The sequence below is a fragment of the Streptomyces sp. NPDC042346 genome (genome assembly GCF_055581845.1).
Genome location: NZ_JBVJEH010000010.1, coordinates 1 through 23,810, shown reverse-complemented (window position 1 = coordinate 23,810; position 23,810 = coordinate 1). Strand labels below are relative to the sequence as shown.

General features: G+C 70.7%; 22 protein-coding genes and 1 rRNA gene. 6 read left to right on the top strand and 17 right to left on the bottom strand.

The genetic code is table 11. From position 1 onward, the window contains the following. The first annotated feature begins 13 nt into the window (after positions 1-13). Positions 14-757: a DUF3558 domain-containing protein gene (locus tag ACZ6K0_RS31835; protein ID WP_376403237.1), complete on the top strand. Its 744-nt coding sequence runs from the start codon at positions 14-16 to the stop codon at positions 755-757. A 154-nt stretch (positions 758-911) separates the two neighbouring features. Then, on the top strand, positions 912-2,198 hold the full coding sequence (locus ACZ6K0_RS31830; RefSeq protein WP_469233069.1) for a DUF2637 domain-containing protein: 1,287 nt from the start codon (positions 912-914) through the stop codon (positions 2,196-2,198). Between the two features lie 82 nt (positions 2,199-2,280). Here ACZ6K0_RS31830 and lysS read toward each other — a convergent pair whose 3' ends face one another. Continuing rightward, the gene (lysS, locus tag ACZ6K0_RS31825) at positions 2,281-4,179 is read right to left on the bottom strand and encodes a lysine--tRNA ligase (RefSeq protein WP_469233067.1); all 1,899 of its coding nucleotides are present in this window, start codon (positions 4,177-4,179) and stop codon (positions 2,281-2,283) included. 15 nt (positions 4,180-4,194) lie between these two features. On the opposite strand from lysS, the gene argS reads away from it, so the two are divergent. Beyond that, positions 4,195-5,967, top strand: coding sequence for an arginine--tRNA ligase (gene argS, locus ACZ6K0_RS31820; RefSeq protein ID WP_376403246.1), 1,773 nt, complete (start codon positions 4,195-4,197; stop codon positions 5,965-5,967). Between the two features lie 77 nt (positions 5,968-6,044). On the opposite strand, the gene ACZ6K0_RS31815 is transcribed toward argS, so the two are convergent. From ACZ6K0_RS31815 to ACZ6K0_RS31785, 7 genes are all read right to left on the bottom strand, one after another. Then, positions 6,045-6,314, bottom strand: coding sequence for a DUF1876 domain-containing protein (locus tag ACZ6K0_RS31815; RefSeq protein WP_376403355.1), 270 nt, complete (start codon positions 6,312-6,314; stop codon positions 6,045-6,047). A 62-nt stretch (positions 6,315-6,376) separates the two neighbouring features. Continuing rightward, positions 6,377-7,381: a porphobilinogen synthase gene (gene hemB, locus ACZ6K0_RS31810; protein WP_469233065.1), complete on the bottom strand. Its 1,005-nt coding sequence runs from the start codon at positions 7,379-7,381 to the stop codon at positions 6,377-6,379. Positions 7,382-7,496: 115 nt separating this feature from the next. Further along, on the bottom strand, positions 7,497-9,167 hold the full coding sequence (locus ACZ6K0_RS31805) for a bifunctional uroporphyrinogen-III C-methyltransferase/uroporphyrinogen-III synthase (RefSeq protein WP_376403251.1): 1,671 nt from the start codon (positions 9,165-9,167) through the stop codon (positions 7,497-7,499). Next, a complete protein-coding gene (hemC, locus tag ACZ6K0_RS31800) occupies positions 9,164-10,150 on the bottom strand; it encodes a hydroxymethylbilane synthase (protein ID WP_056648708.1) in 987 nt (328 codons plus the stop codon). Before hemC ends, ACZ6K0_RS31805 begins: the two co-directional genes overlap by 4 nt. Next, positions 10,147-11,511 (bottom strand): glutamyl-tRNA reductase, encoded by a 1,365-nt coding sequence (locus ACZ6K0_RS31795; protein WP_376403256.1) that lies wholly within the window; start codon positions 11,509-11,511, stop codon positions 10,147-10,149. Before ACZ6K0_RS31795 ends, hemC begins: the two co-directional genes overlap by 4 nt. Beyond that, positions 11,508-12,302 carry a redox-sensing transcriptional repressor Rex gene (locus ACZ6K0_RS31790; RefSeq protein WP_376403259.1) on the bottom strand — a complete coding sequence of 265 codons (795 nt, stop codon included), beginning with the start codon at positions 12,300-12,302 and terminating at the stop codon, positions 11,508-11,510. Before ACZ6K0_RS31790 ends, ACZ6K0_RS31795 begins: the two co-directional genes overlap by 4 nt. Before the next feature lie 272 nt (positions 12,303-12,574). After that, the gene (locus ACZ6K0_RS31785; RefSeq protein ID WP_376403262.1) at positions 12,575-12,853 is read right to left on the bottom strand and encodes a glutaredoxin family protein; all 279 of its coding nucleotides are present in this window, start codon (positions 12,851-12,853) and stop codon (positions 12,575-12,577) included. A gap of 91 nt (positions 12,854-12,944) precedes the next feature. Here ACZ6K0_RS31785 and ACZ6K0_RS31780 point away from each other — a divergent pair, with 91 nt between their 5' ends. The 3 genes from ACZ6K0_RS31780 to ACZ6K0_RS31770 all read left to right on the top strand — a co-directional run bounded on the left by ACZ6K0_RS31780 (position 12,945) and on the right by ACZ6K0_RS31770 (position 16,695). Beyond that, the gene (locus ACZ6K0_RS31780; RefSeq protein WP_376403265.1) at positions 12,945-13,907 is read left to right on the top strand and encodes an HAD family hydrolase; all 963 of its coding nucleotides are present in this window, start codon (positions 12,945-12,947) and stop codon (positions 13,905-13,907) included. 426 nt (positions 13,908-14,333) lie between these two features. Then, the gene (locus tag ACZ6K0_RS31775; RefSeq protein WP_469233062.1) at positions 14,334-15,125 is read left to right on the top strand and encodes an ECF subfamily RNA polymerase sigma factor, BldN family; all 792 of its coding nucleotides are present in this window, start codon (positions 14,334-14,336) and stop codon (positions 15,123-15,125) included. A gap of 310 nt (positions 15,126-15,435) precedes the next feature. Continuing rightward, complete coding sequence (locus tag ACZ6K0_RS31770) at positions 15,436-16,695, top strand: DUF5667 domain-containing protein (protein ID WP_469233060.1); 1,260 nt, start codon at positions 15,436-15,438, stop codon at positions 16,693-16,695. Positions 16,696-16,805: 110 nt separating this feature from the next. Here ACZ6K0_RS31770 and ACZ6K0_RS31765 read toward each other — a convergent pair whose 3' ends face one another. The 9 genes from ACZ6K0_RS31765 to rrf all read right to left on the bottom strand — a co-directional run. Continuing rightward, positions 16,806-17,906, bottom strand: coding sequence for a lysophospholipid acyltransferase family protein (locus ACZ6K0_RS31765; RefSeq protein WP_376403272.1), 1,101 nt, complete (start codon positions 17,904-17,906; stop codon positions 16,806-16,808). A gap of 15 nt (positions 17,907-17,921) precedes the next feature. Then, positions 17,922-18,986, bottom strand: a complete 1,065-nt coding sequence (locus ACZ6K0_RS31760; protein WP_469233058.1) for an NAD-dependent epimerase/dehydratase family protein — start codon at positions 18,984-18,986, stop codon at positions 17,922-17,924. Between the two features lie 138 nt (positions 18,987-19,124). Next, positions 19,125-19,223: a 30S ribosomal protein bS22 gene (locus ACZ6K0_RS31755; protein ID WP_003948845.1), complete on the bottom strand. Its 99-nt coding sequence runs from the start codon at positions 19,221-19,223 to the stop codon at positions 19,125-19,127. Positions 19,224-19,387: 164 nt separating this feature from the next. Further along, the gene (locus ACZ6K0_RS31750) at positions 19,388-19,597 is read right to left on the bottom strand and encodes a helix-turn-helix domain-containing protein (protein ID WP_030223786.1); all 210 of its coding nucleotides are present in this window, start codon (positions 19,595-19,597) and stop codon (positions 19,388-19,390) included. 127 nt (positions 19,598-19,724) lie between these two features. After that, complete coding sequence (locus tag ACZ6K0_RS31745; protein WP_376403279.1) at positions 19,725-20,540, bottom strand: phosphatase; 816 nt, start codon at positions 20,538-20,540, stop codon at positions 19,725-19,727. A gap of 92 nt (positions 20,541-20,632) precedes the next feature. Further along, positions 20,633-21,811: an acetoin utilization protein AcuC gene (locus ACZ6K0_RS31740; protein WP_469233056.1), complete on the bottom strand. Its 1,179-nt coding sequence runs from the start codon at positions 21,809-21,811 to the stop codon at positions 20,633-20,635. Continuing rightward, complete coding sequence (locus tag ACZ6K0_RS31735; RefSeq protein WP_376403284.1) at positions 21,780-22,982, bottom strand: MFS transporter; 1,203 nt, start codon at positions 22,980-22,982, stop codon at positions 21,780-21,782. Before ACZ6K0_RS31735 ends, ACZ6K0_RS31740 begins: the two co-directional genes overlap by 32 nt. A gap of 43 nt (positions 22,983-23,025) precedes the next feature. Next, complete coding sequence (locus ACZ6K0_RS31730; protein ID WP_469233053.1) at positions 23,026-23,673, bottom strand: HAD family hydrolase; 648 nt, start codon at positions 23,671-23,673, stop codon at positions 23,026-23,028. Positions 23,674-23,740: 67 nt separating this feature from the next. Continuing rightward, positions 23,741-23,810: ribosomal RNA gene (gene rrf, locus ACZ6K0_RS31725) — 5S ribosomal RNA — on the bottom strand; the annotation flags it as partial.

Sequence of the window (23,810 nt, the reverse complement as noted above, 5' to 3'; positions counted from 1 at the left end):
GACTGAAGGAACCATGCAGCGATCAGCCCCGCGACTCCCCCGCATACTCGCCTGCGCAGCCGTCCCGGTGATGCTCGTCGTCGCCGGCTGCTCGTCGGACTCCGGCGACAGTGGCGACTCCGGCAAGAAGGGGACGCAGGACAAGACGTCGGCGTCGGCGTCGGCCTCCGCCGCTCCGAAGCCCTCGCCGACGCCGACGGTCGCGCCGGCGAAGTTCGCGAAGCTGCCCGAGGTCTGCAAGGCGATCTCCGCCAAGACGACCGCGTCCCTGGTGCCCAAGGCGAAGAGCAAGAAGGGCACGCCGGCCGCCTCCAGTGACCTGGCCAGCCGTGGTGGCTGCTCGTGGAACGGTCTCGACGACAACGGCGTGGACGGTTCGCAGTACCGCTGGCTCGACGTGTCGTTCTACCGGTACGAGTCGGACGTCTCGCTCGGCAGCGGCGAGGAGCGGGCGCGGGAGAACCTGACGAAGGAGCTCGCGAAGATCCAGGAGACGTCCGGCGCGAAGAACCTCCGCACCACGACGGCCTCGGGCATCGGCGACGAGGCGAAGGCCGTCGCGTACAAGCTGCGCAAGACGGACGAGGACTTCGTCTACGCCTCCGTGGTCGCGCGTACGGGCAACGTCCTGGTCCTGCTCTCGTACAACGGCGCCGGTTACGCGGGTGCCGACGCCCCGTCCGACAAGAAGGTCATGGACGGCGCGGTGAAGGCGGCCAAGGAGGCCGTGGCCGCCGTCGCGGCAGCCAACAAGTAGCCGGCAAGCAGCCGACGGGTAGCCAACAAGTAGTCACAAACCAGCGCAGACCGCCACGTCCGCGCGGAGCCCGTCCCTCCCCCGAGGGCCGGGCTCCGTGTGCATGTGCCACTCTGTGCGCGCGAGATGTCGTTTGACGGGGAGGGGATCGCGGGTGGCCGCGATGCAGCTGACACGCACACACCGAATACTCATCGGCCTCGTCATCGGCGGTGCGCTGATCATCGCGGGGATCGGTTTCGCGGGTTCGTACGCCGCGGTCCGCGAGCTCGCGATGGACAAGGGCTTCGGCACCTTCTCGTACTTCTTCCCGATCGGCATCGACGCGGGCATCTGTGTCCTGCTCGCGCTCGACCTGCTGCTGACGTGGCTGCGGATCCCGTTCCCGCTGCTGCGCCAGACCGCCTGGGTGCTGACGGCGGCGACGATCGCGTTCAACGGCGCGGCCGCCTGGCCGGACCCGCTGGGCGTCGGGATGCACGCGGTGATCCCGATCCTGTTCGTGGTGGCCGTGGAGGCCGCGCGGCACGCGGTGGGCCGCATCGCGGACATCACGGCGGACAAGCACATGGAGGGTGTCCGGCTCACGCGCTGGCTGCTGTCTCCGGTGCCGACGTTCCGGTTGTGGCGCCGGATGAAGCTCTGGGAGCTCCGCTCGTACGAGCAGGTCATCAAGTTGGAGCAGGAGCGCTTGATCTACCAGGCGCGGCTGCAGGCCCGTTACGGCCGTAGCTGGCGGCGCAAGGCCCCGGTGGAGGCGCTGATGCCGCTGCGGCTGGCGCGGTACGGGGTGCCGCTGGCGGAGACGGCGGCGGCCGGCCTGGCGGCGGCGGGTATCGAACCGGCGGTGCTGCCTCCGCAGGTGCAGCAGGCGGCGCAGCCGGTGGCGGTCGGGGCGTCCGTGCCCCAGCAGCTCCCCCAGCCGCAACAGCTCCAGCAGCCCCAGCTCCCCCAGGGCGCGCCGGGGCAGGCCGGTCAGCCGGGTCAGCCGGGTCAGGTCGGCGCACCGGGTGAGCCGGGTGCGCCGGGTGAGTCGAGCCACGAGAGCCAGTGGTTCGCCGCGCAGCAGGTCTCCCCGGAGTCGTACGAGGGTACGTACAACCCTCGGATCGTGGAGGGTCTGGAGCCGACGCCGGTCCCGGTGCCGCAGGGTCCCGAGGACGTTCCCGCGCCGGGCCCCGAGCAGTTCGTCGAGTATCCGGAGTACGTCGAGCGGCAGGAGCCGCAGGCCGACGAGTTCGAGGATGTCGTCTACAAGGTCTTGGGGGCGTACGTGCTCGAGCACGAGCGTCTCCCCGACGAGGACGAGCTGGCGCAGCTGGTGGCCGAGCAGTACGGCCTCCAGGAGTACCCCGCGACCGACATCGAGCTGCTGCGGCAGACGATCCCGCGGGCGCAGGAGCGGGTGCAGCAGGCGAGGGCCGACGTCGACACCCCGTAGGTCGATGTGAAAGGGCCGCCACCCGGATCCGGGTGGCGGCCCTTTCGCGTGCTCACGTGCTCACGTGCTCACACGCTCACGCTCACGCGCCGAGCAGCTTCCTCACCCGCTCCGCCCCCACCGCGAGGAGCAGCGTGGGCAGGCGCGGTCCGGTCTCGCGGCTGACGAGGAGCTTGTAGAGCAGGGCGAAGAAGGCGCGCTGGGCCAGCTTCAGCTCGGGCGTGGGCTTGGCCTCGGGGTCGAGCCCGGCCTGGATCTTCGGGACGCCGTAGACGAGCGTGGTGAGCCCGTCGAGCGACCAGTGGGTGTCCAGGCCTTCCAGGAGGAGGCGCAGCGACTCGCGGCCCTCGTCGTCGAGGGTGCCGAGGAGCTCGGTGTCGGGCTCGTCGCGGACGATGGTGCGCTGGTCGGCCGGGACCTGGTTGGTGATCCAGTTCTCGGCGCGGTCGAGGCGCGGCCGGACCTCGTCGAGGGAGGTGACCGGGTTCTCCGGGTCGAGCTCGGTCAGGATCCGCAGGGTCTGCTCGTCGTGGCCGGCCGTGATGTCCATGACCGAGGCGAGCGTGCGGTACGGCAGGGGGCGCGGCGTCCGGGGCAGCTCGCCGGCGGCGGTGCGGGCCGCGCGGGTGTGGGCGGCGGCGTCGGCGGGCAGGACGGAGCCGTCGGCGACCTTGGCCTCCAGCTTGTCCCACTCGTCGTAGAGCCGCTGGATCTCCTGGTCGAAGGCGATCTTGAAGGACTGGTTCGGCTTGCGGCGGGCGTACAGCCAGCGCAGCAGCGGCGCTTCCATGATCTTCAGTGCGTCGGCCGCGGTCGGCACGCCGCCGCGGGAGGAGGACATCTTGGCCATGCCGCTGATGCCGACGAAGGCGTACATGGGGCCGATGGGCTGGACGCCGTCGAAGATCTCGCGGACGATCTGGCCGCCGACGACGAAGGAGGAGCCGGGCGAGGAGTGGTCGACGCCGGAGGGCTCGAAGATGACGCCCTCGTAGGCCCAGCGCATGGGCCAGTCGACCTTCCAGACCAGCTTGCCGCGGTTGAACTCGCTGAGCTTCACGGTCTCGGCGAAGTCGCAGTTCGTGCAGGTGTAGGCGAGCTCGGTCGTCTCGTCGTCGTAGGACGTGACGGTGGTGAGGTCCTTCTCGCAGCGGCCGCAGTAGGGCTTGTACGGGAAGTAGCCGGAGGCGCCGCCGGAGCCGTCGTCCTCGGCGGCCGCGCCGGAGCCTTCCTCGGCCTCCAGCTCGGCTTCGTCGAGGGGCTTCTGCGACTGCTTCTTCGGTGCCTTCTTCGTCCGGTACTGGTCGAGGATGGCGTCGATGTCGCCGCGGTGCTTCATGGCGTGCAGGATCTGCTCGCGGTAGGCGCCGGCGGTGTACTGCTCGGTCTGGCTGATCGGGTCGTACTCGACGCCGAGCTCGGCCAGCGACTCGACCATGGCGGCCTTGAAGTGCTCGGCCCAGTTGGGGTGGGGCGAGCCGGCCGGGGCCGGGACGGAGGTCAGCGGCTTGCCGATGTGCTCGGCCCAGGACGCGTCGATGCCCTCGATGCCGTTGGGCACCTTGCGGTAGCGGTCGTAGTCGTCCCAGGAGATGAGGTGCCTGACCTCGTACCCGCGGCGGCGGATCTCGTCGGCGACCAGGTGCGGGGTCATGACCTCGCGGAGGTTGCCCAGGTGGATCGGGCCGGACGGGGAGAGGCCGGAGGCGACGACGACCGGTTTGCCAGGCGCACGTCGCTCCGACTCGGCGATGACCTCGTCCGCGAAACGGGAGACCCAGTCGGTCTCGGTGCTGCTCTGAGCCACGGTCGGTACGTCCTTCTTCCTGAGGGGTCCTGCTGGATGGCCTCGCTGCGGTACAGCCCTACGTGAGCCATTCTCCCAGACGGAAGCACGCACTCCGTGGTTGTCCACAGGCGGAGAAAACACGTTGCTCTCCCATGGGACACTTGACAAGCGAAATAGACCTGACGAACTCAACAGGAACGGAAGCTCATGGCCTCGGTCCCTTCCCTCGCTTCGACCGTGCAGCAGCGCCTCGCGGACGGACTCTCGGCAGCTCTGCCGGAGGCCGCGTCCGCCGACCCGCTGCTGCGACGAAGCGACCGGGCCGATTTCCAGGCCAACGGCATCCTGGCGCTGGCGAAGCAGCTCAAGGGCAATCCGCGTGAGCTGGCGACGAAGGTCGTCGACGCGATCCCGGCGAACGACGTGCTGAAGGAGATCGAGGTCTCGGGCCCCGGCTTCCTGAACATCACGGTGACGGACTCGGCGATCATCGACACGCTCGCGGCCCGTGCCGCGGACGCGCGTCTCGGCGTGCCGTTCAACGAGTCGGCGGGCACGACGGTGATCGACTACGCCCAGCCGAACGTGGCGAAGGAGATGCACGTCGGTCACCTGCGGTCCGCCGTGATCGGCGCCGCGATGGTGGAGATCCTGGAGTTCACGGGCGAGACGGTGGTCCGTCGTCACCACATCGGTGACTGGGGCACGCAGTTCGGCATGCTCATCCAGTTCCTGATCGAGCACCCGCACGAGCTGGACCACAAGGTCGAGGGTGCCGACGTCTCCGGTGAGGAGGCCATGTCGAACCTGAACCGGCTCTACAAGGCCTCGCGTGCGCTGTTCGACTCGGACGAGGAGTTCAAGACGCGGGCGCGTGCCCGGGTCGTCGACCTCCAGGCGGGCGACGCGGAGACGCTGGCCATGTGGCAGCGGTTCGTGGACGAGTCGAAGATCTACTTCTACTCGGTCTTCGAGAAGCTCGACATGGACATCAGCGACCCGGACATCGTCGGTGAGTCCGGCTACAACGACATGCTGCACGAGACGTGCCGCCTGCTGGAGGAGTCGGGCGTCGCCGTCCGTTCCGAGGGTGCGCTGTGTGTGTTCTTCGACGACGTGAAGGGCCCGGACGGCAACCCGACGCCGCTGATCGTCCAGAAGTCCGACGGCGGTTTCGGCTATGCGGCGACGGACCTGTCGGCGATCCGCGACCGGGTGACGAACCTGAAGGCGACGTCCCTGGTGTACGTGGTGGACGCGCGTCAGTCGCTGCACTTCAAGATGGTCTTCGAGACGGCCCGCCGGGCGGGCTGGCTGAACGACGGCGTGAAGGCCGTCCAGCTGGCGTTCGGCACGGTCCTCGGCAAGGACGGCAAGCCGTTCAAGACCCGTGAGGGCGAGACGGTCCGGCTGGTGGACCTGCTGGACGAGGCCGTGGACCGCGCCACGGCCGTCGTGCGCGAGAAGGCCGAGAAGGTGGGCCTGACCGAGTCGGAGATCGTCGAGAACGGCCAGTACGTGGGCATCGGCGCGGTCAAGTACGCCGACCTGTCGACGTCCGCCGCGCGCGACTACAAGTTCGACCTGGACCAGATGGTCTCGCTGAACGGCGACACCTCGGTGTACCTCCAGTACGCGTACGCGCGCATCAAGTCGATCTTCGGGAAGGCCGGCGACCGCTCGCCGCTCGCCCACCCCGAACTGGAGCTGGCCCCGGCCGAGCGCGCGCTCGGTCTGCACCTGGACCAGTTCGGCGAGGTGATCGCCGAGACCGCCGCGGAGTACGCCCCGCACAAGCTGGCCGCGTACCTGTACCAGCTGGCGTCGCTGTACACGACGTTCTACGACCAGTGCCCCGTCATCAAGCCGGAGCCGCCGAAGGAGATCGCGGAGAACCGCCTCTTCCTCTGCGACCTGACCGCCCGCACGCTCCACCAGGGCATGGCCCTCCTGGGCATCCGGACGCCCGAGCGCCTCTGAGGCTCGGGGGTTCGGAGCCGTAGAGAGCAGCGAAGCGAAGCCCCCGGCGCGGGAATCCCGTGCCGGGGGCTTCGTCGTCATCGCAGATTGTGCGAGGTCCTGCCCGAGACCTCGTCGATCTCCGTGTGGGCCTTCTGGAGCAGCTGCGAGGCGAGGTCCATGAGCGCGCGGGCGCCCGCGATCTCCTCGCCGACCCGCAGTTGGTCGGGATCGGAGGGGTGCCGGTTGGCCGTGCCGTGGGCCCGGAACTCGGTGCCGTCGGTGAGCCGGACCATGGCCGCCGCCCTCGTCCGGTCGCCCTCCTCCTGGAACTCCATCTCCACGTGCCATCCGACAAGCGTGTTCATCATGAGGACCACCTCCAGCGAGGTACCTGTCGGGTACCTCTCCAGAGTGCGCCGCCCGGCCCTCAGGGGCGAGCCGACCCCAGCTTCTGCGCGACCTCGGTCGCCCAGTACGTGAGGATCATCTTCGCGCCGGCGCGCCGGATGCCGGTCAGGGTCTCGAAGATCGCCCGGTCGCGGTCGATCCAGCCCTTCTCGGCGGCGGCCTCGACCATCGCGTACTCGCCGCTGATCTGGTACGCGGCGACGGGGACGTCCACCGCCGCGGCGACCTTGGCGAGGACGTCCAGGTACGGTCCGGCGGGCTTGACCATCACCATGTCCGCGCCCTCCTCCAGGTCGAGGGCGAGCTCCCGCATCGACTCCCGCAGGTTGGCGGGGTCCTGCTGGTAGGTCTTGCGGTCGCCCTGGAGGGAGGAGCCGACGGCCTCGCGGAAGGGGCCGTAGAAGGCGGAGGAGTACTTCGCGGTGTAGGCGAGGATCGCCACGTCCTCCTTGCCGATGGTGTCCAGGGCGTCGCGGACGACTCCGACCTGGCCGTCCATCATTCCGGAGGGTCCGACCACGTGGACGCCGGCGTCGGCCTGGACCTGCGCCATCTCGGCGTACCGCTCCAGCGTGGCGTCGTTGTCGACGCGGCCGTCGGCGTCGAGGACGCCGCAGTGCCCGTGGTCGGTGTACTCGTCGAGGCAGAGGTCCGACATGATCACCAGGTCGTCGCCGACCTCGGCCCGCACGTCACGGATGGCGACCTGCAGAATGCCGTCCGGGTCGGTCCCGGCCGTGCCGGCGCCGTCCTTCTTGGCGTCCTCGGGCACGCCGAAGAGCATGATCCCGGAGACGCCGGCCTCCACGGCCTCCACCGCTGCCTTCCGCAGGGTGTCCCGCGTGTGCTGGACGACGCCGGGCATGGCCGTGATCGGCACGGGCTCGGCGATGCCCTCGCGCACGAACGCGGGAAGGATCAGGTCGGCCGGCTGAAGCCGCGTCTCGGCAACCATGCGCCGCATGGCAGGCGTCGTCCGCAGCCGCCGCGGCCGTGCCCCGGGAAAGGATCCGTACGAGTTCATAGGCCCGAGGCTACGCCCGCCCAAACAGTGGTTTTACCGACAACCTGTTGCCGGAAAGCCACGCAAAGCAAAGGGTGCGGGACCTTCGCAAGGCCCCGCACCCCGTGAAACCCGACTACGTCGTACGACGCCGCCGCGCGCCCGGCCGCCGCTCGGAGGGCCGAGTGACCGGATCCCCCGCCTCCAGCGCCGCTTCCCGGCGCCGCAGCCCGAAGTCGGCCAGCGCCTCCGCGAGCTTGTGCACGGAAGGCTCGGGCGACAGCACGTCCACCCGCAGCCCGTGCTCCTCGGCCGTCTTGGCCGTGGCGGGGCCGATGCACGCGATCACGGTCACGTTGTGCGGCTTCCCGGCGATGCCCACCAGGTTCCGCACCGTCGACGACGACGTGAAGAGCACGGCGTCGAAGCCGCCGCCCTTGATCGCCTCGCGCGTGTCCGCCGGCGGCGGCGACGCCCGTACGGTCCGGTAGGCGGTGACGTCGTCGACCTCCCACCCGAGCTCGATGAGCCCGGCGACCAGCGTCTCCGTCGCGATGTCGGCCCGCGGCAGGAACACCCGGTCGATCGGGTCGAAGACGGGGTCGTACGGCGGCCAGTCCTCAAGGAGGCCCGCGGCCGACTGCTCACCGCTCGGCACCAGATCGGGCTTCACGCCGAAGTCGACGAGCGCCGCGGCGGTCTGCTCGCCCACGGCCGCGACCTTGATCCCGGCGAAGGCGCGCGCGTCGAGCCCGTACTCCTCGAACTTCTCCCGCACCGCCTTCACGGCGTTCACGCTGGTGAAGGCGATCCACTCGTACCGCCCGGTCACCAGACCCTTGACGGCACGCTCCATCTGCTGCGGGGTGCGCGGCGGCTCGACGGCGATCGTCGGCACCTCGTGCGGCACCGCGCCGTACGAACGCAGCTGGTCGGAGAGCGAGGCGGCCTGCTCCTTGGTACGCGGCACGAGCACCCGCCACCCGAAGAGGGGCTTCGACTCGAACCACGACAGCTGGTCCCGCTGCGCCGGGGCGCTGCGCTCGCCGACCACGGCTATGACCGGCCGGTGGCCCTCGGGCGAGGGGAGGATCTTGCCCTGCTTGAAGACCTGGGCGATGGTGCCGAGCGTCGCGTTCCACGTCCGCTGGCGGGTGGTCGTACCGGCGATGGTGACGGTGAGCGGGGTGTCCGGCTTACGGCCAGCCGCCACCAGTTCACCGGCGGCCGCGGCCACCGAGTCGAGCGAGGTGGACACGACGACGGTGCCGTCGGAGGCGCCGACCTCGGACCAGCACCGCTCGTCGGCGGTCCTGGCGTCGACGAACCGCACGTCCGTGCCCTGCGCGTCGCGAAGCGGGACACCGGCGTACGCGGGCACGCCGACGGCGGTGGCGACACCGGGGACGACCTCGAAGGGGATGCCCTCGGCGGCGCAGGCCAGCATCTCGGCGCCCGCGTTCCCGTCGAGACCGGGGTCGCCGGTCACCGCACGGACGACCCGCCTGCCGCCCCTCGCGGCCTCCATGACAAGATTGGCGGCATCCCTCAACACGGGGACTCCGGCGGCTGTTGACGCCTCGTCAACAACCGTCAGCTCAGGCGTGCTCACCCCCGCGCGCGCATGGTCGCGAACGACCTCGAGCACCTCCGGCTCGGCGATCAGGACGTCCGCGCCCGCGAGGGCCTCGACGGCCCTGAGGGTCAGCAGTCCGGGGTCTCCCGGTCCTGCACCGAGGAACGTGACGTGCCCGTGGCCGGTGAAGGCCGAGGACACTGGGCTGGTGGTCGGGCGGGTGGGGTTCAAAGTGCTCGCTCCCCCATAAGACCAGCCGCACCCTTGGCGAGCATCTCGTCCGCGAGTTCGCGTCCGAGTGCCATCGCCTCGTCGTGCGACGTGGGTACGGGACCGGTGGTGGACAGCTGCACCAGCGTCGAGCCGTCGGTGGTGCCGACGACGCCGCGCAGGCGCATTTCGGTGACAACCTGCCCGTGACCGGGGTCGTCGGCCAGCAGGTCGGCCAGCGCACCCACGGGTGCGGAGCAGCCGGCCTCCAGGGCGGCGAGCAGGGATCGCTCGGCCGTCACGGCGGCCCGCGTGTGCGGGTCGTCGAGAGCGGCGAGCGTGGCGACGAGCTCGGCGTCGGACGCCGGGCATTCGATCGCCAGGGCCCCCTGGCCGGGGGCGGGCAGGACCGAGTCGACCGACAGGTGGTCGAGCGACAGGGAGCCGGTCAGCTCCGCGGTCCCGCCGATGCGGTTGAGACCGGCCGCGGCGAGAACCACCGCGTCCAGTTCACCGCTGTGTACGTAGCCGACCCGGGTGTCGATGTTCCCCCGGATCGGGACACAGGTGATCTCCAGGCCGTGGCTGCGCGCGTACGCGTGGAGCTGGGCCATGCGACGCGGCGAACCGGTGCCGACGCGGGCACCCTTGGGCAGCCGGTCGAGCGTGACGCCCTCCCGCGCGATCAGCACGTCGCGCGGGTCTTCGCGCTTCGGGATCGCGGCCAGCACGAGCTCGGGGTGCTGGGCGGTCGGCAGGTCCTTCAGCGAGTGGACGGCGAAGTCCACCTCACCGGCGAGCAGCGCGTCGCGCAGGGCGGCGACGAAGACGCCGGTGCCGCCGATCTGCGCGAGGTGCTCCCGGGAGGTGTCCCCGTACGTCGTGATCTCCACGAGCTCGACGGGCCGGCCGGTCAGCTGCCGGACGGCGTCGGCCACGTGCCCGGACTGGGCCATGGCGAGCTTGCTGCGCCTGGTCCCGAGCCTCAGTGCCCTCTCGGTCATACTCGCCCTCGGTTCTTGACGTCGGCGTCATTCAGGTCGGCCCGGCTGACGGATGCCACCGTCTCCGGGTCGAGGTCGAAGAGTGTCCGCAGCGCGTCCGCGTACCCGGCGCCGCCGGGCTCGCTGGCCAGCTGCTTGACCCGCACGGTCGGCGCGTGCAGGAGCTTGTCGACCACGCGTCGCACGGTCTGGGTGATCTCGGCGCGCTGCTTGTCGTCGAGGTCGGGCAGCCGGCCTTCCAGCCGGGCGACCTCGCCGGCCACGACATCGGCGGCCATCGTGCGCAGGGCGACGACGGTCGGAGTGATGTGCGCGGCGCGCTGTGCGGCGCCGAAGGCGGCGACCTCGTCGGAGACGATGCCGCGGACCTGGTCGACGTCGGCGGCCATGGGCGCGTCGGCGGAGGCCTCGGCGAGCGACTCGATGTCGACGAGCCGGACTCCGGGGACCCGGTGCGCGGCGGCGTCGATGTCGCGGGGCATGGCGAGGTCGAGCAGGCCGAGCGGGGCACGGCGGCCCTGTACGGCGGCCTCGACGGCCTCGCCGGTGAGGACGAGTCCGGTGGCGCCGGTGCAGGAGACGACGACGTCGGCACGTGTCAGTTCGTCGCCGACGGCAACCATCTCGACCGCGCGTGCGGCCACCCCCGTGCCGCCGGGCTCGCTCAGGATCTGGGCGAGCCGCTCGGCGCGGGCCAGGGTGCGGTTGGCGATGACGACCTCGGAGACACCGGAGCGCGCGAGCGTGGCGGCGGCCAGCGAGGACATCGAACCGGCCCCGATGACGAGGGCCCGCTTGCCCTTGGCCCAGGTGTCGACGTCGGCGTCGCCCGTACCCTGGGCGAGCTGCTCCAGGCCGAAGGTGACGAGCGACTGCCCGGCCCGGTCGATCCCGGTCTCGCTGTGGGCGCGCTTGCCGACCCGCAGGGCCTGCTGGAACAGGTCGTTGAGGAGGCGTCCCGCGGTGTGCTGCTCCTGGCCGAGGGCGAGCGCGTCCTTGATCTGGCCGAGGATCTGGCCCTCGCCGACGACCATGGAGTCGAGCCCGCAGGCCACCGAGAAGAGGTGGTGGACGGCCCGGTCCTCGTAGTGCACGTAGAGATAGGGAGTGAGCTCCTCCAGGCCGACGCCGCTGTGCTGGGCGAGCAGCGTGGACAGCTCGGCGACACCGGCGTGGAACTTGTCCACGTCGGCGTAGAGCTCGATGCGGTTGCAGGTGGCCAGGACGGTGCCCTCGGCGGCCGGCTCGGCGGCGAGGGTGTCCTGGAGCAGCTTGATCCGGGTGTCCGCCGACAGCGCGGCCCGCTCCAGGATGGAGACCGGGGCGCTGCGGTGGCTCAGCCCGACGACGAGGAGGCTCATGCCGGCATCACGGCGGGGACGTCCCCGTCGGGTCCCTTGCGGTTGCTGCCCCCGGCGCGGGCGGCGGGCGGTGCGGCGGGCGCGCCGGTGTCCGTACCCGTCTCCGGGCCGTTCTCGGCGCCCGCCTCCTCGCCGGCCTTCCGCTGCTCGTGGAAGGCGAGGATCTGGAGCTCGATGGAGAGGTCGACCTTGCGGACGTCCACGCCGTCGGGCACGGAGAGCACGGTCGGGGCGAAGTTCAGGATGGAGGTGACCCCGGCGGCCACCAGCCGGTCGCAGACCTGCTGGGCGACGCCTGCGGGGGTCGCGATGACGCCGATGGAGACGCCGTCCTCGTTGATGATCTTCTCGAGGTCGTCGCTGTGCTGGACGGGGATCCCGGCGACCGGCTTGCCGGTCATGGCGGGGTCGGCGTCGATCAGCGCGGCGACCCGGAAGCCACGGGAGGCGAAGCCGCCGTAGCCGGCGAGCGCGGCACCGAGGTTACCGATGCCGACGATGACGACCGGCCAGTCCTGGGTGAGCCCCAGCTCGCGGGAGATCTGGTAGACGAGGTACTCGACGTCGTAACCGACACCACGGGTGCCGTACGAGCCGAGGTAGCTGAAGTCCTTGCGCAGCTTCGCGGAGTTGACGCCCGCGGCGGCCGCGAGCTCCTCGGAGGAGACCGTGGGTACGGAGCGCTCCGAGAGCGCGGTCAGTGCGCGCAGATACAGCGGAAGCCGGGCGACGGTGGCCTCGGGAATTCCTCGGCTACGGGTCGCCGGTCGGTGAGTTCGGCCAGTTGCCACGGTGCTCCTGCGGGATGAGCGGGGCTGCAGGCGGCCGTATGTCCCAAGACCGCCCCGTCGAATGCAGGCTATGTCTTTGTGAACGCGTGCACAAAGATGGTGTCCGTTTTGTCCGGCCAAAGTGACCGGGGTCACGCGGCTGGTTCCTATCGTCACGGAACCGCGGAGCAGGTCAGAGCGTTGGGATCCCGAAGGGGGCAAAGCCGCACACACTCCTCACGACGTCACCCCCGAAACCCAACAAAACGTCCACGATGGTAACCGCCTTTCGGTCACACACCCAGTTCGCGCCGGAGCCGCCCGGGGTCCACGCGCCAGAAGGTGTGCTGTTCGCCGTCGATCAGAACGACGGGGATCTGCTCCCAGTACGCCCGGTGGAGCTCCTCGTCGCGCGTGATGTCCTTCTCCTCCCATCGTGCCCCCGTTTCGGCGCACACGGCCTCGATCACCGCCCTGGCGTCGTCGCAGAGGTGACATCCCGGCTTGCCGATCAGCGTCACGGTGCGCGATGCGGCGTCCTTCTTCTTCGTCCGTCCGAACATGACGTCCATTCTGTCCAATTAACAGGGGAGCCCCGCAGTGTTCACGACCCGGCATCGTCACAAGTCGGGAAGTACCGAACAGACTGGCTATGCTCCAGGCATGGCCGCTCTGGGATGGCTCACCCCTCGTAGGCGCTCCGCCACCGCGCGCAGCGTCCTCGCAGGCGAGGCCGCTGCCGAGGCAGCGCGGAAGTCCTCGCTCCAGCTGGAACGGGAGCGGGAGGAGGCGGCGGCCGAGACGGCCGCCGCGGAGCCCACCGCCCCGGCCGAACCCGAATTCCCGGTCGTCGGCGACGTCCAGGCGGCCGCCTTCTTCGACCTCGACAACACCGTGATGCAGGGCGCCGCGATCTTCCACTTCGGCCGCGGCCTGTACAAGCGGAAGTTCTTCCAGCGCCGCGAACTCGCCCGCTTCGCCTGGCAGCAGGCCTGGTTCCGGCTCGCCGGCGTCGAGGACCCCGAGCACATGCAGGACGCCCGCGACAGCGCCCTGTCCATCGTCAAGGGCCACCGCGTCTCCGAACTGATGTCGATCGGCGAGGAGATCTACGACGAGTACATGGCCGACCGCATCTGGCCCGGCACCCGCGGCCTCGCCCAGGCCCACCTGGACGCGGGCCAGAAGGTCTGGCTCGTCACGGCCGCCCCGGTCGAGACCGCCACGATCATCGCCCGGCGACTCGGCCTGACCGGCGCACTCGGCACGGTCGCCGAGTCCGTCGACGGCGTCTACACGGGCAAGTTGGTCGGCGAGCCCCTGCACGGACCGGCCAAGGCCGAAGCGGTACGGGCCCTCGCCGCCGCGGAGGGCCTCGACCTGAACCGCTGCGCCGCCTACAGCGACTCGCACAACGACATCCCGATGCTCTCGCTCGTCGGGCACCCGTACGCGATCAACCCGGACACCAAGCTGCGCAAGTACGCGAAGGCCCGGGAGTGGCGACTCCGCGACTACCGGACCGGCCGCAAGGCCGCCAAGGTCGGCATCCCCGCCGCCGCGGGACTGGGCGCGCTCGCCGGCGGCACCGCCGCCGCGGTCGCCCTGCACCGCCGCCGCCACTGACGCGGCCGCCACCCGGCGCGCCGCCGCCCTGCCGATACGTTTCGGCTGCGATCATCTGCGACAACCCCGGACCAGCGACCCTCACCCGTCCGTGGTCGAACACCCCCGCACAGGTCGACTCCCAGGCATTCCGGACTCCTTACCCAGCAGCGGCCCCGATCACTCACCCGTTCTGCACTTGAGCACAACGCAACGCCGCCGCAGTCACACTCGGAAGCAATCCGATCAACAACCGGTCACGAACAGCGACCAGTTACGACTGCAAGCAGTAACGGAAACGACGTAATCGGTGATTTGAGCAACTGGGTGTAGCGCTGCCTGTACGAAGCGTTATTCTCCTCAGACGCACAAAGGACCCCTCCCGTCGCCACGACGAGTGAACGGTCCCGCACTGCACGTGATGGAAGCTCTGCCTCTGGGAGTCCCGTGTACCCACACGTCGGGGTTGACACCTCGGGCCTGGCTACGCTGCGCGCAACGGTCCTCGACCACTTGCGCGGCTTCGTCCCCACCGCGTACGCCGGCCCTGTCCCCGCCTTCGCCTTCGCCTCACCGACACCCGCCGGTCCTTGCTATGCCCTGGCCGACGGCAGCGCCGCCGTGGGCAGACGGGGAACCCGCGGCGGCGCCGGAACCTCGACCGCCGCCCGCCGCCCCACCGCCGACAGCGACAGCGCTCGCATGATGGACCTGGTCGAGCGCGCCCAGGCCGGCGAGGCCGAGGCCTTCGGCCGCCTGTACGACCAGTACAGCGACACCGTCTACCGCTACATCTACTACCGCGTCGGCGGGAAGGCGACCGCGGAGGACCTGACCAGCGAGACGTTCCTGCGCGCCCTGCGCCGGATCTCCACCTTCACCTGGCAGGGTCGCGACTTCGGCGCCTGGCTCGTCACCATCGCCCGCAACCTCGTCGCCGACCACTTCAAGTCCAGCCGCTTCCGCCTGGAAGTCACCACCGGCGAGATGCTCGACGCCAACGAGGTCGAGCGCAGCCCCGAGGACTCCGTCCTGGAGTCCCTCTCCAACGCGGCACTCCTCGACGCGGTCCGCCGCCTCAACCCCCAACAGCAGGAGTGCGTCACCCTGCGCTTCCTCCAGGGCCTCTCGGTCGCCGAGACCGCCCGCGTCATGGGGAAGAACGAGGGCGCCATCAAGACCCTCCAGTACCGGGCCGTCCGCACCCTGGCCCGCCTCCTCCCGGACGACGCACGCTGACCGGTCCGCGCCCCCCACACGCGCCCCCACACCCCGGTCCGCACTCCGGTGCGCGCTCCACCCCCCGCACCTCCCCCCACACCCCCACGACCCCCGAACCACTCACAGTCGGTGACCCCTCGGTGACGCACTGGTCCGATCATCTTTCGCGCGTAACCCAAGTGCCGCGCCGCTCGTTGTGCGGAATGCAGGCTCCCTGTGGTCACGCCATGCCCGCAGCCACTCACTCGTTCGTGTGGATGTGTTCAAGGCGTGCAACCCTCCGGACACCCCGGGGAGTCGACCGTCATGACGAGAGGAGGTGCCGCCAGTGATCGCGAACGTATCGGCGCACCGGCGGGCGAACGCCTTCGCCCAGGCCCTGGAGGATCAGGCAGCCGAGGGCGCGGCAGCCGAGCAGCCCGAAGCGCCGGCCGAACCGGCGGAGCAGGGGCGGCTGTTGGCCTTGGCGAGCGGCCTCGGTGAACTACCGAAGCCGCAGCTGGACCCCGAGGTCAAGGTGGTGCAGCGAGCGCAGCTCGTCGCCGCCATGGAAGCGATGCTCATGGAGGGCAGCGCGGCCGCGGGCCCTACGGTGCCGGAACAACGGGCACCGGGCGGCAAGGGAGCCCACCGGGCCTCCCCGCTCCGCAAGCTCCGCCCCCGCTCCCGCTGGACCAAGGGCCTCGCCGCCGGCGGGCTCACGGTCGGTGTGGCCGCGGGAGCCTTCGGCGGGGTGGCCGCCGCCAGCTCCGACGCCCTCCCCGGTGACTCGCTCTACGGGCTCAAGCGAGGCATGGAGGACATCAAGCTCGGGATGGCGGACGACGACGCGGATCGCGGCGGCATCTACCTCGACCAGGCGTCCACCCGGCTCAGCGAGGCCCGCAGACTCATGGAGCGCGGCCGCTCCGGCGACCTCGACCACGAGTCGCTCGGCGAGATCCGCCGCGTCCTGGGCGGAATGAAGCACGACGCCAGCGAAGGCCACCGCCTGCTCCGCCAGGCGTACGAGCGGGACGGCGAGATCGGCCCGATGGCCCGGCTCAACTCGTTCGCCCAGGCCCACCGGGACACCTGGAACGGCCTGCGCGACCGGCTCCCCGTCCAGCTCGCGGACGTCGGCAGCGACGTGACCGGGGTCTTCGACGCCATGGACGAAGAAGTCGAGCCCCTCCAGTCGGTGCTTCCCCGCACCCTGGAGAAGGGCGGGGTCACCACGCAGAACCCGACCCGCGGGACCGGCACCCCGCAGGACACCCAGGAACCGGACACCCAGAATCCGCCGTCCACCCACGAGGCGCCGCCCACCAGCGGCACCTCCGCCCCGCCCCGCCCGTCCGGTCCCGCCCCGAGCACCGGTACGAGCACGAGCGCGAGCACGGACAGCGGCAGCACCGAATCACCGGAGGACGACGGCCTCCTCGGCGGCAACACGGGCGGGCTGCTCCAGCAGCCCATCCCGACCGGCCCGCCGACGGCACCGTCACCCACGCCCCCGACACCCACCGAGGTGCCGGACGTGACTCTTCCGCCACTCCTGCCAGGCCTGCTACCAGGCTTCGGCATCGACAGCGAGGACGCTCGCTAGCAAGAGTTGAGGGGCGCCCCACGGACGGGGGCGCCCCTCGACTCTGTCCTCAGAAGGCTCCTCCCTCAGAGGGCCCTCCCTCAGAAAGCCCCCCTCAGAGGGCCCCTCCCTCAGAAAAACACCGACCGCCGCTGCACCAGCAGCTTGTACAAGGTGTGCTGTATCTGCTCCCTGACCTGGTCCGTCAGGTTGAACATCAGCATCGGGTCCTCCGCCGCCTCCGGCGCGTACCCGTCCGTCGCGATCGGCTCCCCGAACTGGATGGTCCACTTCGTCGGCAGCGGCAACGCCCCGAGCGGCCCCAGCCACGGAAACGTCGGGGTGATCGGGACGTACGGGAGCCCGAGCACCCGCGCCAGCGTCTTGGCGTTCCCGACCATCGGGTAGATCTCCTCCGCACCCACGATCGAGCACGGCACGATCGGCACCCCCGCCCGCAGCGCCGTCGAGACGAAGCCGCCCCGCCCGAACCGCTGGAGCTTGTACCGCTCCGAGAACGGCTTCCCGATGCCCTTGAAGCCCTCCGGCATCACACCGACGATCTCACCGGCCCGCAGCAGCCGCTCCGCGTCCTCCGCACAGGCCAGGGTGTGCCCCGCCTTCCGCGCCAGCTCGTTGACCACCGGCAGCATGAAGACGAGGTCCGCCGCGAGCAGCCGCAGATGCCGGCCCGCCGGATGCCGGTCGTGGACGGCGACCTGCAGCATCAGCCCGTCCAGCGGCAGGGTCCCCGAGTGGTTGGCGACGATCAGGGCCCCACCCTTGTCGGGGATGTTCTCGACGCCCTTCACCTCGACCCGGAAGTACTTCTCGTACAGCGGGCGCAGCAGCGACATCAGGACCTGATCGGTGAGCTCCTCGTCGTAGCCGAACTCGTCGACCTCGTACTCACCCGTGATCCGCCGCCGCAGGAACGCGAGCCCGCCCGCGAGCCGCCGCTCCCACCCGCCGGCACCGGCGCCGGCCTCGACACCGCTCCCGGCCTCCGCACCCGCACTCACGCCCGCACCGCCCTCACCTCCGGCCCCGGACCCGGCCCCGGACCGCGCCTCGGCCCCAGGAAGCCCTCCCCCGGCCCCCTCCGGCTCATGAGGGCCCTGCTGCGCCCCCGGCAGCGCCCGTACGGCCGCCGCCTCCCCGTCGGCCCGGCTGGGCCGACGACGGGCCCGCGAACGGTCGTCGTCGAACGGAATGACCTTGGCGTCCGCCATCGCTGTCCGGTCCCCTCAGGCGCCGTGGTGAAGTGGGTCGGTGTCAGTCGTGGCCGGGGCCAGCCGGCCGGCGAGCCGGTCCACCGCCCCGGCGAGCATCTCCGGCGGCAGAAGGCCCGGCCCCCTGCTGCCCGCGAAGTCCGCGAAGGTCTCCGCCGTCGTGAAGCGCGGCGAGAACCCGAGGACCTCGCGCATCTGCACCGTCGAGACCACCCGGCCGTGGGTGAGCAGCCGGATCTGCTCGGGCGCGAAGTCGGTGATCCCGACCGTGCGCAGCGCCGTCCCCACCCAGGTGACCGCGGGCAGCAGCACCGGAACGGTCGGCCGCCCCAGCCTCCGCGCGCACTGGGAGAGCAGCAGCACCCCGTCGCCGGCCACGTTGAACGTGCCGCTGTTCAGGGTGGCCCTGCGGGGCTCGTGCGCCGCCAGGCGCAGCACGTCGATCACGTCGTCCTCGTGGACGAACTGGAGCCTCGGGTCGTAGCCGAGCACGGTCGGCATGATCGGCAGCGACAGGTACTCGCCCAGCGGGGAGTCGATCCGCGGCCCGAGGATGTTCGCGAACCGCAGCACGCACACGGCCACGTCCGGCCGGCGCCGGGCGAAGCCCCGCACGTACCCCTCGACCTCGACGGCGTCCTTGGCGAAGCCCCCGCTCGGCAGCGACTTCGCCGGCGTGGTCTCGGTGAAGACCGCCGGGTCGCGCGGCGCGGAGCCGTAGACGCTCGTACTCGACTTGATCACGAGCCGTCTGATCCGCGGCGACTTCTGGCAGGCCCCGAGCAGCTGCATGGTGCCGATGACGTTGGTCTCCTTGACCGACGTACGGCCGCCGGCGCCGAGCGCCGTCCCGGTGACGTCCATGTGGACCACCGTGTCGACCTCGTGCTCGGCCAGGACCTTCGCGATGGCCGGCCGGCGGATGTCCGCCCGGACGAACTCGGCGGCGCCGAGCTGGTGCGTCGGGTCGACCGCGTCCACCGCGACCACCCGCTCCACTTCCGGGTCCCGCTGGATCCGCCGCACGAAACGGCCCCCGAGGTGCCGGGCGGCACCGGTGACGAGCACGACCCTGCCCAAGATCAGCGCCTTCCGTCCGTCTTCCGTTGGTCGCCACCGTAGCGCCTTCGTATTTCGGCGCGAATAAAGCGTGGCCCTCCACCGCGAACGGTGAAGGGCCACGCCTGACGCACGAATCGCTGCGGTGCAGCTGTCGCCTTACTTCTTGTTGCGACGCTGAACGCGCGTGCGCTTAAGCAGCTTGCGGTGCTTCTTCTTCGCCATCCGCTTGCGCCGCTTCTTGATAACAGAGCCCACGACTACCCTCGCTCACTTCTCGGAACATCCCCGCCTCCCGGCGGGGATCGGTGCGGGGCGTCTGGGCCCACACGACCTACGTCGGCCTAGCCTACCGTCCCGAGCACCGCGCTTGTAATCCGAGGGCCGTACGCGACATTCCCGGCTGATCGGCCGCGCGCTCGCTACGCGGTCCCCACCCCCACGAAGGACTCCCTCAGGTACTCGTGAACCGCCTGTTCCGGCACCCGGAAGGACCTGCCCACCCGGATCGCCGGCAGATGACCGCTGTGCACCAAGCGGTACACGGTCATCTTCGACACGCGCATCACCGAGGCGACTTCCGCCACGGTCAGAAACTTGACCTCGTTGAGAGGTCGATCGCCAGCAGCCATGACCCACCTGTACCTTCCGCCGCGACGCCCACCGGCTTCCCCTCCGGTGACTCTTCGTCGCCGAGCGCTCACTCGCCAGACTAGGGGCGGGTGGTACGAGTGGGGAAGAGGAGCTGCCATCGGCCGTTTACCGTGACAGACACGCTCGATTGAGTACATAGCGCGTGAGCGGACGGTAGTAGTCGGAGCGCACGCCGTCATCAAGCGGAACGGCCACCGACACCTGCCCCTCCGCCTCACCGACGAACAGCGCCGGATCATCCGTATCGGCAAGACCGATGGCCTCGATACCCAGCTGACCTGCACCGCAGACCCATCCGTGGTCCCCGACCACCAGCTCCGGCAGCGGCCCGCCACCCTCGGCCGCACTTTCGAGCGCGGCCCTAACCGGCAGCGCGGAGTGCGAGTGCGCCCCCGGCTCGCGGCCACTCCCCGACAGCCCGGGCTCACGCACCAACGCGACCCCCCGTACGTAGTCGAGGAGGTACGTACGTACGCCGAACCGGGTCGTTATGTCGACACATCGCCCCTGCGCCGGGGTGAGGACAAGACATCCCGCCGCCGACAAAGCGTCTGCAAGCGCGACGTAGAAACCGAGCAGACGGTGCGGATGCCCCGTCCCGAACAGCACCGGAACCCGTCGCGCGGCCGCCGCCCCCAACCGCGCCGCGAAGGCGTCGAGCCCCCTCAGCGTCCGCTCGGGATCGATGACGTCCGGCCCCGACCGGTGCGCCGGATCCCCCGACACCCCGCACTTGTCGGCCATCAGCCGCAGCAGATCCGCCTCACCCCATCCCCAGGCGGGATCGAGCCCCAGCAGCACCCGCGGATCACGCGCGGCGAAGAGCCGATAGCTCCGCAGACTCTCCTCCCGCGACGTCGCCACCGTCCCCGCCAACCCCGCCGCCAAAAGATGCGCCCGCAGCGCCCCGGTACTCAACACCCTCCCGATGCTGCCGGAACACACCGCCCCCGGAGCCGAAACCCCCGGGACAGTGCACAGTCGGCGTAACGCACGAGAAGACGTTCACACCCCTAGGGAAGCAGCCCCCGCAGCGGGAAGGCAGCCTTCCGCGTCGCGAGCACCGCCTGGTCCAACCGATCCGCCGGGTCGTACCCCTCGGCCCAGTCCCGGAAGCCCACCGGCCACCGCCCGTCCGTCATCCGCGCCGGCCCCAACTGCCGGGTCCGCGCGTACACCTCGTCCCGCCAGGACGACGGGATCACGGACTCCGGATCCACCGGGGCATGCGCCGCGATCCCCACCAGATGCGTCCACGACCGCGGCACGACGTCCACCACCGCGTACCCGCCACCGCCGAGCGCGACCCACTTCCCGCCCTCGACGTACTCGTGAGCCAGGTCGTGGCAGGCCGACTGCACCGACCGCTGCGCGTCCAGCGACACCGCCAGATGCGCGAGCGGATCCTCGAAGTGCGTGTCCGCCCCGTGCTGCGTCACGAGCACCTGCGGCCGGAAATCCGCGATCAGCTCCGGCACCACCGCGTGGAAGGCCCGCAGCCACCCCGCGTCGCCCGTCCCGGCCGGCAGCGCCACGTTCACGGCACCGCCCTCCCCCGGCCCCGCCGCACCCGTCTCCTCCGGCCACCCCGTCTGCGGGAACAGCGTCCGCGGATGCTCGTGCAGCGAGATCGTCAGGACCCGCGGATCCTCCCAGAACGCCGCCTGCACCCCGTCACCGTGGTGCACGTCCACATCCACGTACACGACCCGCTCCGCCCCCAGCTCCAGGAGACGGGCGATGGCCAGCGACGCGTCGTTGTAGATGCAGAACCCGGACGCGCTCCCCGGCATCGCGTGGTGCAGCCCGCCCGCGAAGTTCACCGCGTGCGCGGCCTCCCCGCGCCACACCGCCTCCGCCGCCCCGACCGACTGCCCGGCGATCAGCGCCGACACCTCGTGCATCCCGGTGAACGCCGGATCGTCTACCGTCCCCAGCCCGTACGCCTGGTCGGCATGACGCGGATCCACCGAGGCCGCCCGCACCGCCGCCACGTAGTCCTCGCGGTGCACGAGCCGCAGGGTCGACTCCCCGGCCGGCGGCGCCGCGACCACGTCCACGGCCCGGTCGAGCCCGTACGCCCGCACCAGCCCCATGGTCAGCGCGAGCCGTACCGGATCCATCGGATGCTCGGACCCGAAGTCGTACTGCGTGACAGCTTCATCCCACATCAACAGTGCGCGGCCGCTCATGACCGCCACCGTATCGGGCCTCTCGCGAACCGAACGACGTGGCGTACACCACCGTCACCAGGACCAGCACCATCGGCACCAGCATCGCCCCGCGATAGCTCCACGCGTCCCCGAGCGCCCCCACCAACGGCGACCCGACGAGGAACCCGACGTAGTTGAAGACGTTGAGCCGCGCCACCGCCGCATCGCTCGCCTCCGGGAACAGCCTTCCCGCCGCGGCGAAGGTCTGCGGCACGATCACACTCAGCCCGAGCCCCAGGACCGTGAACCCGGCGATCCCCGCCCACGCCCCCGGCGCCACCGCCACCACCGCGAACCCCAGAGCCGCGAGCACCGCCCCGCACCGCACGACGGTCACGGCCCCCAGCTTCCGCACCCCGAAGTCGCCCACCGCCCTGCCCAGCAGCGTCGTCACCATGTACGCGTTGTACGGCACGGTCGCCAGCTCCTCCGAACTGCCGAGCACGTCCTGGAGGTACTTGGCACTCCAGTTGGAGACGGTGGAGTCCCCTATGTACGCGAAGGTCATGACGAGACAGAGCGGCAGCAGCAGGGCGAAGGCGACGCGACTCCCCCCGCTCTCCCCCGCCTTCTCCGCCAGGCCCCGGTTCTCACCGGCCACGTACCACCGGCTGCCCAGGAGGGCGACGGGCAACAGCAGCGCGACGACCGGCAGATACGACACGAACAGCGACAGGTGCCAGTGCGCCCCCACCCAGGCCAGCGAGGCACCCACGATCCCGCCGAGGCTGTACGAGGCGTGGAAGCCGAGCATGATGCTCCGCCCGTACGCCCGCTGAAGGCTCACCCCCAGCATGTTCATGGAGGCGTCCAGGGCCCCCACCGCGAGGCCGAAGACCCCGAGCGCGAGCGCCGCCTCCCACAGCTCCGTCCCCGCCCCCACACCCAGGAGGGCCAGCAGGACGACGGGCTGAGCCCACCGCAGCACCACGGCGGGCCCCACCCGGGCGACGACCTTCTCGGCCGCCACGCTCGCCACCCCGGCAAGGATCGGTACGGCGGCGAGGAAGGCCGGCAGCAGCGCGTCCGAGATCCCGTACCGGTCCTGGATCCCCGGTATTCGGGTCACGAGCAGGGCGAACGTGACCCCCTGTACGAAGAAACTGACCGCCAGGGATCCCCGCCCACGCCGCAACCGCGCATCTGTCATGGCGGCTCAGCGTAGGGCCGGAACCTACCGAGGGGTAGATGGATCACAGACCCAATGTCGCGGGGAGCTCGCCCATCGTTCCGAAGAACCCCGTGGCGCCGGCGAGCTTCGCCTCGGGCGTCATCGCCGTGAACCCGTACACGTCCATCCCGGCGGCAACGGCGGCCTGGACCCCGAGCCCGCTGTCCTCGACGACCACACACCGCTCCGGCGCCACGCCCATCCGCGCGGCGGCGTACAGGAACAGGTCCGGCTCCGGCTTGCCCCGGCCCACGTCCTCGGCGCTGAAGACGTTCTCGTCCCGGAACCACGCGTCGAGCCCGGTCTTCCGATGCCCCACCCGAATCCGCTCATGACTGCCGGAGGAGGCCACACAGTACGGAATCCCGGCCTCGGCCAGCCCCTTCAGCACCTCTGCGGCCCCCCGCACGGCCTCCAGCTCCCTCTCGAAGGCGGCGAAGACCCGCGCGTGGAACGTCTCGTCGAAGTCCGCGGGCAGCCGCTCCCCCGTCCGCTCCTCGACCAGCTCGTGAATGCGATGCATGGCGGACCCCATGTAGTCGCGCACCGACTCCTCGTACGAGGTCAGATGCCCGAGCTCCGTCAGATAGCCGGCGAGGAGCGTATTGGAAATCGGCTCGCTGTCCACGAGCACACCGTCGTTGTCGAAGATGACCAAGTCGTATCGCATGGACAAAGCCTAGAACGCAAAAATGCCTCAACCCCCGGACAGAGTCCGGGGGTTGAGGCTAAAAATTGTTCGGCGGCGTCCTACTCTCCCACAGGGTCCCCCCTGCAGTACCATCGGCGCTGAAAGGCTTAGCTTCC